The sequence below is a fragment of the Kitasatospora sp. NPDC059673 genome (assembly GCF_042734215.1).
GTDB lineage: Bacteria > Actinomycetota > Actinomycetes > Streptomycetales > Streptomycetaceae > Kitasatospora.
Genome location: NZ_JBHWEN010000051.1, coordinates 1 through 16,949, shown reverse-complemented (window position 1 = coordinate 16,949; position 16,949 = coordinate 1). Strand labels below are relative to the sequence as shown.

General features: G+C 71.3%; 14 protein-coding genes. All 14 read right to left on the bottom strand.

All coding sequences use genetic code 11. From position 1 onward, the window contains the following. Window positions 1-398: 398 nt before the first annotated feature. Window positions 399-1,703, bottom strand: a complete 1,305-nt coding sequence (locus ACFV18_RS32475; protein ID WP_380488902.1) for a DivIVA domain-containing protein — start codon at window positions 1,701-1,703, stop codon at window positions 399-401. 46 nt (window positions 1,704-1,749) lie between these two features. Continuing rightward, complete coding sequence (locus ACFV18_RS32470) at window positions 1,750-2,040, bottom strand: YggT family protein (RefSeq protein ID WP_033216891.1); 291 nt, start codon at window positions 2,038-2,040, stop codon at window positions 1,750-1,752. Between the two features lie 77 nt (window positions 2,041-2,117). Next, complete coding sequence (locus tag ACFV18_RS32465; protein ID WP_380488901.1) at window positions 2,118-2,735, bottom strand: cell division protein SepF; 618 nt, start codon at window positions 2,733-2,735, stop codon at window positions 2,118-2,120. Between the two features lie 192 nt (window positions 2,736-2,927). Beyond that, complete coding sequence (locus tag ACFV18_RS32460) at window positions 2,928-3,716, bottom strand: YggS family pyridoxal phosphate-dependent enzyme (protein WP_380488900.1); 789 nt, start codon at window positions 3,714-3,716, stop codon at window positions 2,928-2,930. Then, window positions 3,713-4,447: a peptidoglycan editing factor PgeF gene (gene pgeF, locus ACFV18_RS32455; protein WP_380488899.1), complete on the bottom strand. Its 735-nt coding sequence runs from the start codon at window positions 4,445-4,447 to the stop codon at window positions 3,713-3,715. The genes ACFV18_RS32460 and pgeF overlap by 4 nt, the downstream gene beginning before the upstream one ends. Further along, window positions 4,444-5,661 (bottom strand): cell division protein FtsZ, encoded by a 1,218-nt coding sequence (gene ftsZ / locus ACFV18_RS32450; protein ID WP_380488897.1) that lies wholly within the window; start codon window positions 5,659-5,661, stop codon window positions 4,444-4,446. The genes pgeF and ftsZ overlap by 4 nt, the downstream gene beginning before the upstream one ends. A gap of 333 nt (window positions 5,662-5,994) precedes the next feature. Further along, window positions 5,995-6,768 (bottom strand): cell division protein FtsQ/DivIB, encoded by a 774-nt coding sequence (locus tag ACFV18_RS32445; RefSeq protein WP_380488896.1) that lies wholly within the window; start codon window positions 6,766-6,768, stop codon window positions 5,995-5,997. Continuing rightward, on the bottom strand, window positions 6,761-7,867 hold the full coding sequence (murG, locus tag ACFV18_RS32440) for an undecaprenyldiphospho-muramoylpentapeptide beta-N-acetylglucosaminyltransferase (protein WP_380488894.1): 1,107 nt from the start codon (window positions 7,865-7,867) through the stop codon (window positions 6,761-6,763). Before murG ends, ACFV18_RS32445 begins: the two co-directional genes overlap by 8 nt. A gap of 6 nt (window positions 7,868-7,873) precedes the next feature. Beyond that, on the bottom strand, window positions 7,874-9,235 hold the full coding sequence (gene ftsW, locus ACFV18_RS32435; RefSeq protein ID WP_380488893.1) for a putative lipid II flippase FtsW: 1,362 nt from the start codon (window positions 9,233-9,235) through the stop codon (window positions 7,874-7,876). Between the two features lie 150 nt (window positions 9,236-9,385). After that, window positions 9,386-10,810, bottom strand: coding sequence for a UDP-N-acetylmuramoyl-L-alanine--D-glutamate ligase (murD, locus tag ACFV18_RS32430; RefSeq protein ID WP_380488903.1), 1,425 nt, complete (start codon window positions 10,808-10,810; stop codon window positions 9,386-9,388). Next, the gene (gene mraY / locus ACFV18_RS32425) at window positions 10,807-11,868 is read right to left on the bottom strand and encodes a phospho-N-acetylmuramoyl-pentapeptide-transferase (protein WP_380488891.1); all 1,062 of its coding nucleotides are present in this window, start codon (window positions 11,866-11,868) and stop codon (window positions 10,807-10,809) included. Before mraY ends, murD begins: the two co-directional genes overlap by 4 nt. Beyond that, complete coding sequence (gene murF / locus ACFV18_RS32420; protein WP_380488890.1) at window positions 11,865-13,268, bottom strand: UDP-N-acetylmuramoyl-tripeptide--D-alanyl-D-alanine ligase; 1,404 nt, start codon at window positions 13,266-13,268, stop codon at window positions 11,865-11,867. Before murF ends, mraY begins: the two co-directional genes overlap by 4 nt. Next, complete coding sequence (locus ACFV18_RS32415) at window positions 13,265-14,809, bottom strand: UDP-N-acetylmuramoyl-L-alanyl-D-glutamate--2,6-diaminopimelate ligase (protein ID WP_380488889.1); 1,545 nt, start codon at window positions 14,807-14,809, stop codon at window positions 13,265-13,267. The genes murF and ACFV18_RS32415 overlap by 4 nt, the downstream gene beginning before the upstream one ends. A gap of 109 nt (window positions 14,810-14,918) precedes the next feature. Next, on the bottom strand, window positions 14,919-16,949 hold a 2,031-nt coding region (locus ACFV18_RS32410), incomplete at its 5' end, for a peptidoglycan D,D-transpeptidase FtsI family protein (protein ID WP_380488887.1).

Below are 16,949 nucleotides of genomic sequence, written 5' to 3'. Positions count from 1 at the left end.
CCTCCACACCTACAACTACCATCGCTGCCACACCGCACTCGGAGGACAACCACCGATCACCCGCGTCAACAACCCTGCGGGTCAATACAGCTAGGGCTGGGGGAGAACTGCGCGAAGCGGAAGACCACCCGTCCGCAAGATCGCGACGCAGGACAGTGACCTGCACGTGATCGCGACCTTGCGGACGGGCCTTGCGCTTGTCGCGCAGGTCCCCGCGCCCCTTCTCGCACCCACCCGCCAGATCGCGTCGTGACGGCAGGTCATTGCCCACGGCGCGATCTTTCCGTTGGTCGCCTTCCGCTGCGCGCAACCCACGCGCCCCCGGTTGCACTCAACGCGAAGGGCGCCCCCGGCCGTCATGGCCAAGGGCGCCCTTTCGATTACGCGTTGCGGGACCGCTAGTTGTCGCCGTCCTCGTCGATCAGAAACCCTCGCATCGGAGCGGGAGCCTGCTGCATCGGCTGCGGGGGCTGCGGCCGCACGGCCGCCATCGGCTGGGTCATGCCCGCCGGCGCCATCGCCCCGTTGGAGCTCGCGGAGGCGCCGCCGAAGGACGGGGTGCCGGCCGAGCTGCCGAAGGAGCTGCCGCCGAAGGACTGGTTGCCGCCGAAGGACGGGGTGGAGCCGAACGACGGTGCCGAGGAGGACATCGCGCCGGCACCGGCGGGCGCCATCGACGACGCGGCCGGCGGCAGCGACGCGGTGGCGGGGATCCGCGGCGGGGCGAGTGAGTCGTCCGCCTGCGACTCCAGCTGACGCAGCTGGGTCTCCAGGTAGGACTTCAGCCGCGTGCGGTACTCGCGCTCGAAGGCGCGCAGGTCCTCGACCTTGCGCTCCAGCGTGGCACGGGCGGACTCCAGCGAGCCCATCGCGACGCGGTGCTTCTCCTGCGCGTCCCGCTCCAGCGCGTCGGCCTTGGCACGGGCGTCGCGCTCCAGACCCTCGGCGCGGCTGCGGGCCTCGCCGACGATCTTGTTGGCCTCGGAACGGGCCTCGGAGATGGCCTGGTCGGCGGTCTGCTGGGCGAGCGCGAGCACCCGGGCGGCGCTGTCGCCACCGGGACCCTGCTGCTGCATCGGGTTGCCCATCGGGCCACCCATCGGCTGCAGCTGCTGGCCGCCCATCGGCTGGAGCTGCTGCCCGCCCATGGCCTGACCCATCTGCTGCTGCATCGGGTTGCCCATCGGCTGCAGCATCTGACCGCCCATCGGCTGGACCAGCTGCTGCTGGCCGCCCATGGTCTGGCCCATCTGCTGCTGCTGCATCGGGTTGCCCATCGGACCACCCATCGGGCCGCCCTGACCGGCAGGCAGCTGCGGCGCGCCGGACGGCAGGCCGAGCGGCTGGTTGCCCATCCCCTGCTGGGGGCCGGCGAGCTGCTGCGGGCCGCCGAGCTGCTGCGGACCGGGGCCCTGCTGCTGGCCGGGCACCGGGGGGCCGGATATGGCGGCGGGCACGGGAGCGCCGGGGCGTCCGCCGTCCTGCGGAGCCTGCTGCTCCTTGCGCATGTTCGCCTGGTTCTGCGCGGCGGCACGGGTGGCGGCCGCCAGCTTGGCGCGCAGGTCCTCGTTCTCGCGCAGCAGGCGGGTCAGCTCGGCTTCGACCTCGTCGAGGAAGGCATCGACCTCGTCCTCGTCATAGCCTTCGCGCAGCCGGACGGTCGTGAACTGCTTGTTCCGAACGTCCTCGGGGGTCAATGGCATCTCTTCACCTCAACGTGATCGTCGGACCGGCATCCTGTCGCATCGTTCAGAACGACAGGCGCTGCACGAGCGAGATCAGGACATACACAATGATCATCAGTACGAAGAAGGACAGGTCGAGCGCCACGCCCCCGAGACGCAACGGCGGGATGAATCGCCGAAGAAGCTTGAGTGGCGGATCCGTGACAGTGTACGTGGCCTCCAGCACCACGACCATGGCCTTCCCAGGACGCCACGATCGAGCGAACTGAAACACCCAGTCCATCACCAGCCTGAAGAGCAGGATCAGCAGGAACACGGTCAGCACCCAATAGAGCACCGAACCGAAGATCCCCATCACTTCTCCCTCTCCCTGACCGACGGTCCGTCAGTGACGCACTGTCAAACTGATCCACACAGAAAGTCGTGGCCGGGTCAGCTCTGGTTGAAGAACCCACCCTCGGCGATCCGAGCCTTGTCCTCCGCCGTGACATCGACGTTAGCAGGCGACAGGAGGAACACCTTCTGTGTCACGCGCTCGATACTGCCGTGCAGACCGAAGACCAGTCCAGCCGCGAAGTCTACGAGCCGCTTGGCATCCGTGTCGTCCATCTCGGTCAAATTCATGATCACGGGCGTGCCGCCACGGAACTGCTCCCCGATCGTACGGGCCTCGTTGTAGGTCCGGGGGTGCAGCGTGGTGATGCGGTAGGACTCTCGTTCGCTGACGACCTTGGGCATGATCACCGGGGTGCTCTTCTCCAGATTGCGGTGGCGCTCGGATGTGATGGACGACACGGGAGCCATGCGCGGCTGCTCCTGACGGATCGGGACCGCGGCAGGCACCGGCTGAGGCGCGATCTGGGCCACGGGCGCCGACCCGGTGGCGGGCGCCGCGGCGGGGGCCGAGGCCCGCAGGTCCTCGGTGCGACCGGTGCGGATCGGCTCCGGGTCCGTGTCGTAGTCGTCGTCGGGGTCGTACCCCTGGCTGTCGTAGGTCTCGTCCTCGACCAGGCCGAGATAGACCGCCATTTTGCGCATCGCGCCGGCCATGCTGCTGTCTCCTCCGCTCATGCGCCCACCGTTCACCTGCGGACGCCGTGATGGTCACGGCCGGTCAGGCCGACGGTCCGTCAGACCGCGGAGGTGTGCGCTCGGATGCGATCCACGGTTTACCAGCAGACTGATCATCTGCTAGGTTCTGTCCTATTTTGTCCTGCAGTCTGATCTACTTACTCGGTGACGTTACCCGAGCGGTGACCGCACTCCGAGTACCGCCGTACCGACGCGTACATGTGTCGCTCCGGCGGCGATCGCCTGCTCCAAATCTCCGCTCATCCCTGCCGAAACCATCGTGGCAGTCGGATGCTCCGCGCGTACGGCGCTTGCGATTTCCGCAAGGCGCGCGAAGGAGCGTGCGGGGTCGCCCGCCAGCGGGCCCGCGAGCGGTGCGACCGTCATCACACCGGCCAATCGCAGCCCGGGCGTGTCGGCGATCTTCCCGGCCAGCGCGAGCACGTCGGCCGGCGCCACGCCCGCGCGGTGCTCGCCCTCGCCGGCCTCCTTGTCGAGCGCGACCTGCACCAGGCAGCCCAGCGGCGGGCGTTCGGCGTTGCGGACGGCGGCGGCCAGCGAGTCGACCAGGCGCTCACGGTCCACCGAATGCACCAGATCGGCGTAACGGACCACCGAACGGGCCTTGTTGGTCTGCAACTGGCCGACGAAGTGCCACGTCAACGGAAGGTTGACGCAGCGTTCGGCCTTCGGAGCGGCGTCCTGGTCGCGGTTCTCCGCAACGTCGGTGACGCCCAGTCCGGCGAGCAGCGCGGTGTCCTCGGCGGGGTAGGTCTTGGTCACCACGATCAGGGTGACCTCCTCGCGCGGGCGCCCGGCCGCGGCGCAGGCGTCGGCGATCCGCCGCTCGACCACGTCGAGGTTGGCGCCGAGTTGTTCGAAGCGGGCGCGCTGAGCGTCCGTCAGGGCGGCGGCGAATTCCGCGCCACCGGGGAACGGACCGAAGATGTCGTTCGTCATGAGAGTGCAGGCCCCAGCCAGACGTAGCTTGCGAGTCGGCCGGTCCGCTGCTCCCGACGGTAGGAGTAGTGGTCCGGAGATTCCATCGTGCAAACAGAAGATCGCACCACATCGCGCACGCCCGCCTCGGCGAGTTGGGCGGCGACGCCGGCCGGCACGTCCAGGGCGGGGGTGCCCCAGGAGGTTTCCGACCGGGCGGCCGGGACGAGCGCGGCCACCTCGGCCCGCATCGCCTCCGGCACCTCGTAGCAACGGCCGCACACGGCGGGGCCGGTGGCGGCGAGGATCCGCTCGGGGCGGGCCCCGAGTTCGCGCATCGCGGCGAGCACCGCGGGGACGACCCCGGCGGCCAGGCCCGGGCGCCCGGCGTGCGCGGCGCCGACCACGCCGGCCTCGGGGTCGGCCAGCAGCACCGGGGTGCAGTCGGCGGTGAGCACCGCGAGGGCCAGCGGGCGGTCGGTGACCACCGCGTCCACCGTCGGCGCGTACCCGGCGGGCTGGCGGTCCGTCACCACCGCGACGTCGGCGCCGTGCACCTGGTTCATCCAGACCACATCGGCCGGATCCAGTCCCAGTTCGCGGGCTGCGAGGAAACGGTTCTGCACCACGGCTTCGGGCGAGTCACCCACCGCACCACCGAGGTTGAGCTCCCCGTACGGCGCGGTGCTCACCCCGCCCCACCGGGTGGTGGAGGCGAAGTGAGCACCGTTGCGAAAGGCCGTATGGATCACTTCAGGAAGTCCGGCACGTCGAGCTCCTCGGCGGGGCTCTCGACGTACGGCTGGCGCACCGGCTGCACCTGCGGCGGCACCGGCGGGGCGGTGGTCACCGGCACCGGGGCCTCGGACGGGCGGGCCGGCTCCTCGGAGCGGGTGACCGAACCGATCGAACCGTAGGACGGACGGGTGGCCGGACGCTCCGGCGCGGAGGAGGTGCTGCTGCTCGACGAGGAGCTGGAGGCCGACTTCACCACCGGCTCGCGGACGATGGCCGGCGGCTGCCCGCCGTCGAAGCCGGCCGCGATCACGGTGACCCGGACCTCGTCGCCGAGCGCGTCGTCGATGACCGCACCGAAGATGATGTTCGCCTCGGGGTGGGCCGCCTCGCTGACCAGCTGGGCCGCCTCGTTGATCTCGAACAGACCGAGGTCGGAGCCGCCCGAGATGGACAGCAGCACACCGCGGGCGCCGTCGATCGAGGCCTCCAGCAGCGGCGAGGAGATCGCCATCACGGCGGCGGCCTTGGCGCGGTCCTCGCCGCGCGCCGAACCGATCCCCATCAGCGCCGAACCGGCGTCCGACATCACCGACTTGACGTCGGCGAAGTCCAGGTTGATCAGACCCGGGGTGGTGATCAGGTCGGTGATGCCCTGGACACCGGAGAGCAGCACCTGGTCGGCGGAGCGGAACGCGTCCAGCACCGAGACCTGGCGGTCGGAGATCGACAGCAGGCGGTCGTTGGGGATCACGATCAGGGTGTCGACCTGCTCGCGCAGCGAGGCGATGCCGTCCTCGGCCTGGTTGGCCCGACGGCGGCCCTCGAAGGTGAACGGGCGGGTGACCACGCCGATGGTGAGCGCGCCGAGCGAGCGGGCGATGTTGGCCACCACCGGCGCGCCGCCGGTGCCGGTGCCGCCGCCCTCACCGGCCGTCACGAAGACCATGTCGGCCCCCTTGAGGACCTCCTCGATCTCCTCGCGGTGGTCCTCCGCGGCCTTCCGGCCGACCTCCGGGTTGGCGCCGGCGCCAAGGCCGCGGGTGAGCTCCCGGCCGACGTCGAGCTTCACATCGGCGTCGCTCATCAGGAGGGCCTGCGCATCAGTGTTGATCGCGATGAACTCGACGCCCTTGAGCCCGACCTCGATCATCCGGTTGATGGCGTTGACTCCGCCGCCACCGATGCCGACGACCTTGATGACCGCGAGGTAATTCTGGGGTGCTGCCACGTCGGGGCCTCTCGCCTCGAATTTCCGGGTCGGCTCCCCTGGATACGAAGGCCGACGGATGTCGATGGGTGGGAAGCACGTGGTTCCAACCCGAACCCTAAACTTGAGGTTGAGGGTTACCGCTGTGCCGGTGTCAGTTCGTTGTCGAGCACAGCTCGTTGACACAGGACAGTAGGTCGCAACCAACGCGTGTTCCACCGAACACGCCGAGCTTCCCTTTTTCTTTTGAGCCTATGTGATCATCGACCCCCCGGTGAAACCGGGGTGACCACCAAGGGTCGGACCGGAGCCTCGGCTCCGTCAATACCTCCCCCAGGCAATGAACTTACCGGATCAGCCGGACACCGCCGGGGCATCCGGCGCACTCACGTCGTAATTCGATGCCTTCCGGCCGAGCAGAGCCGTCAACACCCGGGCCTTGCGGGCGGTTTCCTCCGCGCTGCCCCAGCGGACTGTTGCGCCGGAGGCGAGTTGGAGGCGGATGTCGTCGTACGAATAGACCGTGAGCGAACCGGCCTGCTTGGCCACCTCCGACGGGAGGCCGGCGGCGACCGTGATGGCCGACCGGACCAGCGCGGGGCGGTCGATGACGGGCAGTGCGTCGTTGGCCGGTTGGCCGAGTGCGAGTGACACCACGGGTACGCCGGCCGGCGGCTGCGGCTCGGTGGCGAATTCCACACCCTGGGCGTCGACCTGGACGAACCGGCCGTCCTCGGCACGGATCGCAGCCACTGGTTGACGCTCCGTCACCTTCACCTGCAGGGTGTGCGGCCAGCCGCGCCACACCTCGACCCTGGCCACCCGGGGCACCTTGGCCACCAGTTGCTGGGCCCGGTCCAGATCCACCCGGGCCAGCGGGCCGCGGGCGGTGGAGCCGAGCGCCTTCTCCACCTCGTCCTGGCTCAGCTTGCCGGAGTCCAGGCCCTGGACGGCCACCCGGCGGACCTCCAGCGCGGAGGAGAAGAACACCGTCCAGCCGAGCGCACCGAGCACCAGGGCGCCCAGCACCGCCAGTACCAGCATGCCCCGGCGGGACAGTCGGAGCCGGGGCGGACGGGCCTCGTCGCCGTCCTCCCCGAACTCCTCCTCGTAGTCCTCGTCAGCCACGGCGGCGGCCGCCGCGGCCGGCCTCGATCGCCTCGTAGACCATCTGCACCAGCAGGTCGTCGGCGTCCCGGCGGCCGAACTCGGCGGCGGAACGCGACATCTCCCACAGCTTCGCCGGGTCGGTGAGCACCGGCAGCACGTTCTTCAGCACCCAGTCCGTGGTCAGGTCGGCGTCGTCCACCAGCAGACCGCCGCCGGCCTTCACCATCGGCTGGGCGTTCAGCCGCTGCTCGCCGTTGCCGATCGGCAGCGGCACGAACGCGGCCGGCAGGCCCACCGCGGCCAGCTCGGCCACCGTCATCGCGCCGGCCCGGCAGAGCATCATGTCGGCCGCCGCGTACGCCAGGTCCATCCGGTCCACGTACGGCACCGCGCGGTACGGCGGCATGCCGGGGATGTCGTCGATGGTCGGCAGCTCGTTCTTCGGGCCGACGGCGTGCAGGATCTGCACGCCGTACTGCTGGAGCCGGGGCGCGATCGCCTGCACCGTCTCGTTCAGCCGGCGGGCGCCCTGCGAGCCGCCGGACACCAGCAGGGTGGGCAGCCGCTGGTCCAGACCGAAGTAGTGCCGGGCCTCCGCGCGCACCGTGCCGCGGTCCAGGGTGGCAATGGTGCGGCGCAGCGGGATGCCGATGTAGCGGGAGTCGCGCAGCTTGGAGTCCGGGGTGGAGACCGCCACGAAGTCGCTGTAGCGGGCGCCGATCTTGTTGGCCAGGCCGGGGCGGGCGTTGGCCTCGTGCACCACGATCGGCACCCCGGCGCGCTTGGCGGCCAGGTAGGCGGGCATCGCCACGTAGCCGCCGAAGCCGACCACCGCGTCGGCGTTGACCCGCTCGATGACCTCCTGGGCGGCCCGCACGGTGCCGCGCAGCCGGCCCGGGACGGTGATCAGCTCGGGAGTGGGCTTGCGGGGCAGCGGAACCGCCGGGATCAGGGCCAGCTCGTAGCCGCGCTCCGGCACCAGCCGGGTCTCCAGGCCGCGCTCGGTGCCGAGGGCGGTGATCCCGATGGACGGGTCATGCCTGCGCAGCGCGTCCGCGAGCGCCATGGCCGGCTCGATGTGACCGGCGGTCCCGCCGCCGGCGAGTACGACATGCACCGAAATTCACCGCTCCCTGCGCGTTGGCCCGGGGGCCTTTCGCGCTGTGGTTTTCCTACCTGGCACCACCCGGTCCAGGACGGACCCGAACCGGGAGTTGGCCCCTTTTCGCCATCGGCGGGGCCGGGCAGCCAGCGCTGCCTTCGCCTTCGGGGTGCTGCGCGCGAAGCACAGCAGCAGCCCGATGGCGCACATGGCCGACAGCATCGCGGATCCACCGTACGAGAACAGCGGCAGCGGGACGCCCGCGATGGGCATGAGTCCCAGCGCCGACCCCAGGTTGACCACGGCCTGAGCCATGATCCACGTGGTGGCGGCGCCCGCCGCGTACCGGACGAACGGGTCCGTGGTGCTGAGAGCCACACGGATACCCGCGTAGCCTAGTGCCGCGAAGAGCGCGAGCACGGACAGCGTCCCCACCAGGCCGAGTTCCTCGCCGGTCGCGGCGAAGATGAAGTCGGTGTGCGCCTCCGGGAGTTGGCCCCATTTCTCGACGCCCGCACCCAGTCCGGATCCGAACGGCCCGCCGGCCGCCAGCGCGTACAGTCCGTGCAGTGCCTGGAAGCAGTCCAGGTTGGGGTCCGGCTTGGTCACGCCGACGCAGGCCAGCCGGCCCAGGCGGTGCGGCACCGTGATGATCAGCGCGGTGCACGCGACCACCGCGATACCCAGAGTGGCGGCGAACAGCCGCAGCGGCGCGCCGACCATCCAGAGCAGGCCGAAAAGCATCGCCACCAGCACCATCGTGGTGCCCATGTCGCCGCCCAGCATGATCAGCATCATCAGCACGACGGTGCCGGGCACCAGCGGGATCAGCAGGTGCTTCCACTGGTTGAGCATGTGGGTGCGCTGCTTGCGGGCCAACAGGTCGGCCGCCCACAGCAGCAGCGCGAGCTTGGCGAACTCGGACGGCTGGATCTGGAAGAAGCCCAGGCTGATCCAGTTCCGGTTGCCGTTGATCCGCACCCCGACGCCCGGGATCGCCACCAGCACCAGCGCGCCCACCACCCCGAACAGCAGCGGGTACGCGGCGGTGCGCAGCAGCTTCACCGGGGCCCGGGTGAGCACGACGGCGATCGCCCCGCCCAGCAGCAGGGCGATCAGCTGCTTGCGGAAGAAGAACGTCATCGGCAGCCCGAAGTCCACCACCACGCTCTGCGAGGCGGAGAACACCATCACCAGCCCGAGCACCACCAGCAGCGCCGTCGAACCCAGGATCAGGTAGTACGGCGTCAGCGGACGGGCCATCAAGTACCCGAACCGCTCACGCGCTGCGCGCAGCCGCGCGACCGGGCCCTCGGACTTGAAGGTGGTCGTGGTCGCCGAGACCAACCGCAAGCGCGGCTTCTCGCTGCTGGGCACCACCATCTCCATTCTCGTGCCCCGAAGGGGCGCGGGGAACTGCGCGAGCAACCGAGCGCACGTCAGCAAGGTCGCGATCACGTGCAGGTCATTGTCCGGCGTCGCGATCTTTCCGACGGATGCGTTCCCCTACGCGCAGTTCCTCGCGCCCCTGAACTACATCGCCCTGACCGCGGCTGCGAACATGTCCCCGCGCTCACCGTAGTTGGTGAACATGTCCATCGACGCGCAGGCCGGCGCCAGCAGGACGGTGTCGCCCTTCTGTGCGGCGGAAGCCGCCACGCGGACGATCTCGGTCATCGCCTCGGCGCCAGTCTTCCCCGGCGCGGGTTCGAATACCGGTACTTCCGGGGCGTGTCGCGCGAGCGCCTCGCGGATCAGCTGCCGGTCCTGGCCGATCAGCACGGCCGCGCGCAGCCGGGGGGCCGCGCCGGCGACCAGCTCGTCGAAGGTCGCGCCCTTGGCGAGGCCGCCGGCGATCCACACCACGGGGCGGAACGCGGCCAGCGAGGCCGCCGTCGCGTGGGTGTTGGTGGCCTTGGAGTCGTCCACGTAGGTCACGCCGTCGATCTCGGCGACGTGCGCGATCCGGTGGGCGTCGGGCGTGAAGGCGCGCAGCCCGTCGCGGACGGCCTTGGCGTCGACACCGTAGGCGCGGGCGAGAGCGGCGGCAGCCAGTGCGTTGGCGATGTTGTGCGGGGCGGGCGAGGAGATGTCGGCGACGGCGCCGATCTCGGCGGCGGCGCGGTCCCGGTCGGGGACGAAGGCGCGGTCGACCAGCAGGCCGTCCACGACGCCGAAGTTGGAGATGCTGGGGGCGTCGAGGCCGAAGCCGATCGCGCGGCAGCCCTCTTCGACGTCGGCCTCGCGGACCAGCGCCTCGGTGGCGGGGTCGGCGAGGTTGTAGACGCAGGCGACCTGGTTGCCCTGGTAGATCCGGCCCTTGTCGGCGGCGTAGGCCTCCATCGAGCCGTGCCAGTCGAGGTGGTCGGGGGCCAGGTTGAGCACCGCGCCGGAGTGGACGCGCAGCGAGGGCGCCCAGTGCAGCTGGTAGCTGGAGAGTTCGACGGCGAGGACGTCGTAGGGCTCCTCGGCGAGGACCGCGTCCAGCACCGAGACGCCGACGTTGCCGACGGCGGCGGTGCGCTTGCCGGCGGCGGTGAGGATGGACGCCAGCATCTGGACGGTGGTGGTCTTGCCGTTGGTGCCGGTGACGGCCAGCCAGGGGGCCGGCTCGCCGGTGGCGGGGTGCGGGGTGCGCAGCCGCCAGGCGAGTTCGACGTCGCCCCAGACCGGGACGCCGGCCTGCTCGGCGGCGGCGAACAGCGGGCTGTCGGGGGCCCAGCCGGGCGAGGTGACGATCAGCCGGGTGCCGGCGGGCAGGGTGGCGCCGTCGCCGAGGCGGACGGCGATGCCCTGCTCGGTGAGGGCGGCGGCCTTGGCGTCCAGCGCGGGGCCGGTGCCGCCGTCCACGACGGTGACGTGCGCGCCGAGCCCGTGCAGGACTCTGGCGGCGCTGACCCCGGAGAGGCCGAGCCCCGCGACGACGACCGGCAGGCCGGCCCACTCCGGGTTGTTCATCCGGTCACCCATCCCGCGTAGAAGAGTCCGAGTCCGATGGCGACGCACAGGCCCTGGATGATCCAGAACCGGACCACGATCAGGACTTCGCTCCAGCCCTTGAGTTCGAAGTGGTGCTGGAGTGGCGCCATCTTGAAAACGCGCTTGCCGGTCATCCGGAACGAGCCGACCTGGATGATCACCGAAAGGGTGATGATCACGAACAGGCCGCCGAGGACGGCGAGCAGCAGCTCGGTGCGCGAGACGATGGCGAGGCCGGCCAGGGCGCCGCCGAGGGCGAGCGAGCCGGTGTCGCCCATGAAGATCTTCGCGGGCGAGGTGTTCCACCACAGGAAGCCGAAGCAGGAGCCCATCAGGGCGGCGGCGACCACGGCGAGGTCCAGCGGGTCGCGGACCTCGAAGCAGGACGCGGTGGCCTTGATCGCGTAGGCACAGTTCTGGGTGTGCTCCCACAGGCCGATGAAGGTGTAGGCGCCGAAGACCATCACCGAGGCGCCGGTGGCGAGGCCGTCCAGACCGTCCGTCAGGTTCACGCCGTTCGACATCGCGGCGATCATGAAGTAGGCGAACAGGACGAACAGCACCGGGCCGATCGCCCACTTGAAGTCCTGCACGAACGACAGGTGCTTGGAAGCCGGGGTCAGCCCGCGGCTGTCCTCGAACTGGAGCGCCAGGATGGCGAAGGCGAGCGCCACGAAGGACTGGCCGAGCAGCTTCGCCTTGGCCCGCAGGCCCAGCGAGCGGCGCTTGACCACCTTGATGTAGTCGTCCAGGAAGCCGACCAGGCCGAGGCCGGTGGTCAGGAACAGCACCAGCAGGCCGGAGGCAGTGGGCGACTCGCCCGTTATCGCCTTGGTCGCGAAGTAGGCGATCAGGGTGGCCAGGATGAAGGCGATGCCGCCCATGGTGGGCGTGCCCTTCTTGCTGTGGTGCGCCTTGGGGCCGTCGTCACGGATGTACTGGCCGTAGCCGTGCCGGGCGAGCAGCTTGATCAGGGCGGGAGTGCCGAGCAGGGTCAGCACCAGGCCGATCAGGCCGGAGAAGAGGATCTGCTTCACTTCGCGGCACCGTCCGCGAGCAGTGCCTCGGCGACCTTTTCGAGTCCCACCGAACGGGATGCCTTCACCAGGACCACGTCCCCCGGCCGCACTTGACTGCGCAGCAGCTCGATCGCCGCGTCCGCGTCGGACACCAGCACCGACTCCTCACCCCACGAACCTTCGTTCCTCGCGCCCAGTTCCATCCGGGCCGCCTCGCGTCCGCCGACCGCCACCAGCTTGGTGATGTCGAGCCGGACGGCGAGCCGTCCGATGGCGTCGTGCTCGTCGAAGCTGTCCTCGCCGAGCTCCCGCATCTCACCGAGCACCGCCCAGGTGCGGCGGCGCTCCGGGCCCTTGCCCGCCATCGTCGCCAGTGCCCGCAGTGCGGCCCGCATGGACTCCGGGTTCGCGTTGTAGGCGTCGTTGACGACGGTCAGGCCATCGGCCCGGTCGACCACCTCCATGCGCCAACGGGACAGCGCACCGGCTTCGCCGAGTGCCTCGGCGACGCGGTCGACGGGCATCCCGAGCTCCACCGCCACCGCGGCGGCGGCGAGGGCGTTCGAGACGTGGTGCTCACCGTACAGGCGCAGCTTCACGGGTGCGGAACCGGCCGGGGTGCTGAGCGTGAACTGTGGCCGGCCGGTGGCGTCCAGGCGAACGTCGGTGGCCCGGATGTGGGCGTCCGAGGATTCGCCGAACAGCACCACGCGGGCCTTGGTGCGGCTGCTCATCGCGCGCACCAGCGGGTCGTCGGCGTTCAGCACGGCGACGCCGTCGGCGGAGAGCGCCTCCACCATCTCGCCCTTGGCCTCGGCGATGCCCTCCTTGGAGCCGAACTCGCCGAGGTGCGCGGTGCCGATGTTCAGCACCAGGCCGACGGTGGGCGGGGTGATGCCGGTCAGGTACTCGATGTCGCCCTTGTGTCGGGCGCCCATCTCCATCACCAGGTGGCGGGTGGTCGGGGCGACCTGCAGGGCCGTCAGCGGGTGGCCGATCTCGTTGTTGTGCGAGCCGGCCGGGAAGACCGTCTCGCCGTGCTTGGCCAGCAGTTGGCCGATCAGGTCCTTGGTGGAGGTCTTGCCGGCCGAGCCGGTCAGGCCGACGATCCGCACCTCTGTGGCGCGGGCGACCACGGCGCGGGCGAGCCGGCCGAGCGCGACGACCACGTCGTCCACCAGGATCGCGGGCACGCCGACCGGGCGGGTGGCGAGCACCGCGACCGCGCCGTCGGCGACCGCCTTGGCGGCGAAGTCGTGGCCGTCGACGCGCTCGCCGAGCACGCACACGAACAGGCCGCCGGGCTCGATCTGCCGGTTGTCGGTGACCACCGCACCGGTGATCACCGCGTCCGGGTCGGCCGCGTCCAGGGTGCCGTCGACCGCCTTCGCGGCCTCGGCCAGGGTCAGAGCGATCACCGGTCTGCCTCCATCAACTGCTCCATCGCGACCCGCAGCACCTCGCGGTCGTCGAACGGGCGGACCTCGCCCTTCACGTACTGCCCGAGCTCGTGGCCCTTGCCCGCCACCAGCACGGTGTCCCCGGCGTGCGCCCGGGCGACCGCCAGCGCGATCGCCTCGGCGCGGTCGGGGACCGCGAGCACCTCGGCGCGCTCGTCCTCGGGCACCTCGGCGGCGCCGCCGAGCATGGTGGCGAGGATCGCCAGCGCGTCCTCGGAGCGCGGGTTGTCGCTGGTGAGGACGGCGGTGTCGGCGAGCCGGGCGGCGATCGCGCCCATCGGGGCGCGCTTGTACGGGTCGCGGTCGCCGCCGCAGCCGACGACGACGTGCAGCCGGCCCTTGGTGACCTCGCGCAGCGAGGCGAGCACGGCGCTGAGCGCGTCCGGCTTGTGCGCGTAGTCGACCACGGCGACGTACGGCTGCCCCACGTCGACCTTCTCCAGCCGGCCGGGCACGCCCGGGACCTGGGCGACCCCGGCGACCGCGGCATCCAGCTCGATGCCGGCGGTGACCAGCGCGGTGATCGCGCCGAGCGCGTTGGAGACGTTGAACGGGCCGGGCAGCGGCACCGAGGCCGCGGCGCGGGCGCCGTCCGGGCCGAGCACGGTGAAGGTGGAGCCGGCCGGGCCGAGCTGGACATCGACGGCGCGCCAGTCGGCGGCCGGGTCGCCCGCGGCGGAGAAGGTCACCATCGGGATCCGGGCCTCGCCGGCCAGCCGGCGGCCGTAGGAGTCGTCGCGGTTGGCGACGCCGAGCCGGGCCTTGCCGGGCTCGAACAGCCGGGCCTTGGCCCGGTAGTAGTCCTCCATGTCGGGGTGGAAGTCGAGGTGTTCCGGTGTCAGGTTGTTGAACAGCGCGACGTCGTAGGTCACGCCATCGGTGCGGCCGTACACCAGCGCGTGGCTGGAGACCTCCATGACCACCGAGTCGGCGCCGGACTCGTGCATCACGGCGAGCACCGCGTGCAGGTCGGTGGCCTCGGGGGTGGTGCGCTCGGACTTGATCCGCTCGGTGCCGACCCGCATCTCGACGGTGCCGATCACGCCGGGCAGCCGGCCGGCCCCGCGCAGGCCGCCCTCGACCAGGTAGGAGGTGGTGGTCTTGCCGTTGGTGCCGGTCAGGCCGATCATCAGCATCTGCTCGGCGGCGGCCCCGTAGACCGCCGCGGCGAGCTCGCCCATCACCGCGCGCGGGCTGTCCACGACCAGCAGCACCGCGCCCGCGTCGGCGGCCAGCTCAGCGCCGGCGGCGTCGGTGAGCACCGCGACCGCGCCGGCGGCCACCGCGCCGGCGGCGAACGCCGCACCGTGGTGGTTGGCGCCGGGGAAGGCCACGTACACGTCGCCCGGACGCACCGCCCGGGAGTCGTGGGTGATGCCGGTGACGGCGGGCCCGTCGATGGGCGGCAGCCCGAGCAGCCGGGCCGCCTCGGCGAGGGGCAGCGCCGCGGCGCGGCTCGGACGGGGGGGACTCGCGGAGATTTGATCGGATTTCGGCACGGCCGGAAGGCTATCGGCCTCATGCCCCCCTGGGCCAAACCGGCCCCCGGTCGTGACGCTGCTCACATCGCGCTCGGCGCGCCGCGAAGTGTCGGGGGTGTCGCTCATCTCAGGGCTTCCAGTCGACGGGCAGGTTCGGCGCCTCGCTGCCGCTCGGCGGAACCTGCAGGGTCTTGAGGGTGAACTCCATCACCTGCTTGAACACGGGCCCGCACAGCTGCCCGCCGAAGTGCCCGTTGACCGGGTGCTGGATGACGCAGGAGACCGTCACCCGGGGCTGGTCGGCGGGCGCGAAGCCGATGAAGGAGGCGGTGTACCCGGAGTACTTGCCGGTCTTCGGGTCCACCCGGTCGGCGGTGCCGGTCTTTCCGGCCACCCGGTAGCCCGGGATCTGCGCCTTGTTGCCGGTGCCCTGCTCGTCGGTGACGACGGACTCCAGCATCTCGGTCAGCGTCTTCGCGGTCTGTTCCGTCACCACCCGGCTCTGCGCCCCGGCCGGCGCGGGCGTGAACCGCCCGTCCGGTCCGGTGGTGCCGGCCAGCAGGCCGGGCGCGACCCGCACGCCGCCGTTGGCGATGGTGGAGAACACCGAGGTGGCCTGCAGCGCGTTCACCGACAGGCCCTGGCCGAACGGGATGGTGTACTGCTGCGAGCCGTTCCAGTCCTCCGGCTTGGCCAGGATGCCGCGGGTCTCCCCGGGGAAGCCCAGCCCGGTCGGCTTGCCGATGCCGAATTTGTCCAGGTACCCGGCGAGCACCTTGTTGGACTCGGCCTGGGTCGGGCCCAGGTGCTCGGCGGCCTCGATGGTGCCGATGTTGGACGACTTGGCGAGCACGCCCGCCAGCGTCAGGTACCAGGTCTCGTGGTCGATGTCGTCGTGGAACACCCGGTCGGAGCGCTGCAGCGTGTTCGGCACGGTGACGTGGGTGTCCCAGTTCGCCGCGCCGGTGTCCAGCACCGCCGCCATGGTCATCAGCTTCGCGGTGGAGCCCGGCTCGTAGGCGTCCTGCAGGGCCGGGTTGCCGAGCTGGTCGGAGCGGGCCGAGGACAGGTCGTTCGGGTTGAAGCCCGGGGAGGAGGCCATCGCCAGCACCTGACCGGTCTTCACGTCCTGGACGATCACATAGCCCTTCTCCGCACCGGAGTTGGAGACCTGGTCGGTGATGGCGCGCTGCGCCGCCCACTGGATGTCCGGGTTCACCGTCAGCCGCACGTCGCTGCCGGGCACCGCGTCCTGCCGGCTGCCGCCGGCGGTGGCGACCCGGCGTCCCCCGGCGGAGGCGTAGGTGGAGTAGCCGTCCTCCCCCGCCAGCAGCTGCTGGTACTGGAGTTCCAGGCCGCCGGTGCCGGTGCCCTCGGAGTTGACGAAGCCGACCAGGTTGGCGGCCAGCCCGTTCGCCGGGTAGCTGCGCTTGGTCGACTGCTCCCAGAACACCCCGGCCAGCGGGTTCACGCAGGCGGTGTCGAGGAACTGCCGGCCGCCCTTCTCGGCAGGCTTGCCGAGAAGCTCGCGCTGGCCCCGGCAGGCCGCCGTGTCGGCCTGCTTGGTCAGCGAGGACTTCAGGTCGGCGATCTGCGTCTTGGCCTGCGGGGTCTGGCGGGAGATCAGCAGCGCGTACTGACTCTTCGGGTTCTTCGCGTTCAGGTGCAGCGAGCCCGCCAGCTTCTCCTTCGGCAGGCCGAGGATCGGCGCGAGCAGCGCCGCGGCCTGCTCCGGGGCGTCCGGCAGGTGGGTCGCCTCGGGGGTGAACATGGTCGGGTCGGCGGTGATGTCGTACGCGTCCACGCTGGTGGCCAGCACGGTGCCGTCGGCGGCGGTGATCGAGCCGCGCTCGGCGGGCAGCTTCACCCGCACGTACTTGTTGGCGCCGGCACCGGCCGCCAGCGCGTCGGAGTCCAGCAGCTGGAGCTGCACCAGCCGGCCCGCGAAGATCGCGAACACCAGGCCCAGGCAGACCGTCACCAGCCGCAGCCGGCGCTTCGGATCGGCCAGCTTGATGGCCCGCGGCGCGGACGCCGGGCGGCGCGCCGGGGGGCGCCGGACGTCGGGGCGCGGCCGGGGCCGGACGGCGGGCCGGCGCTCCCCGTCGGACGGCCGCGGGCGGGCCGGACGGGCCTGGCGCGGCGGGGCGCCCTCGGC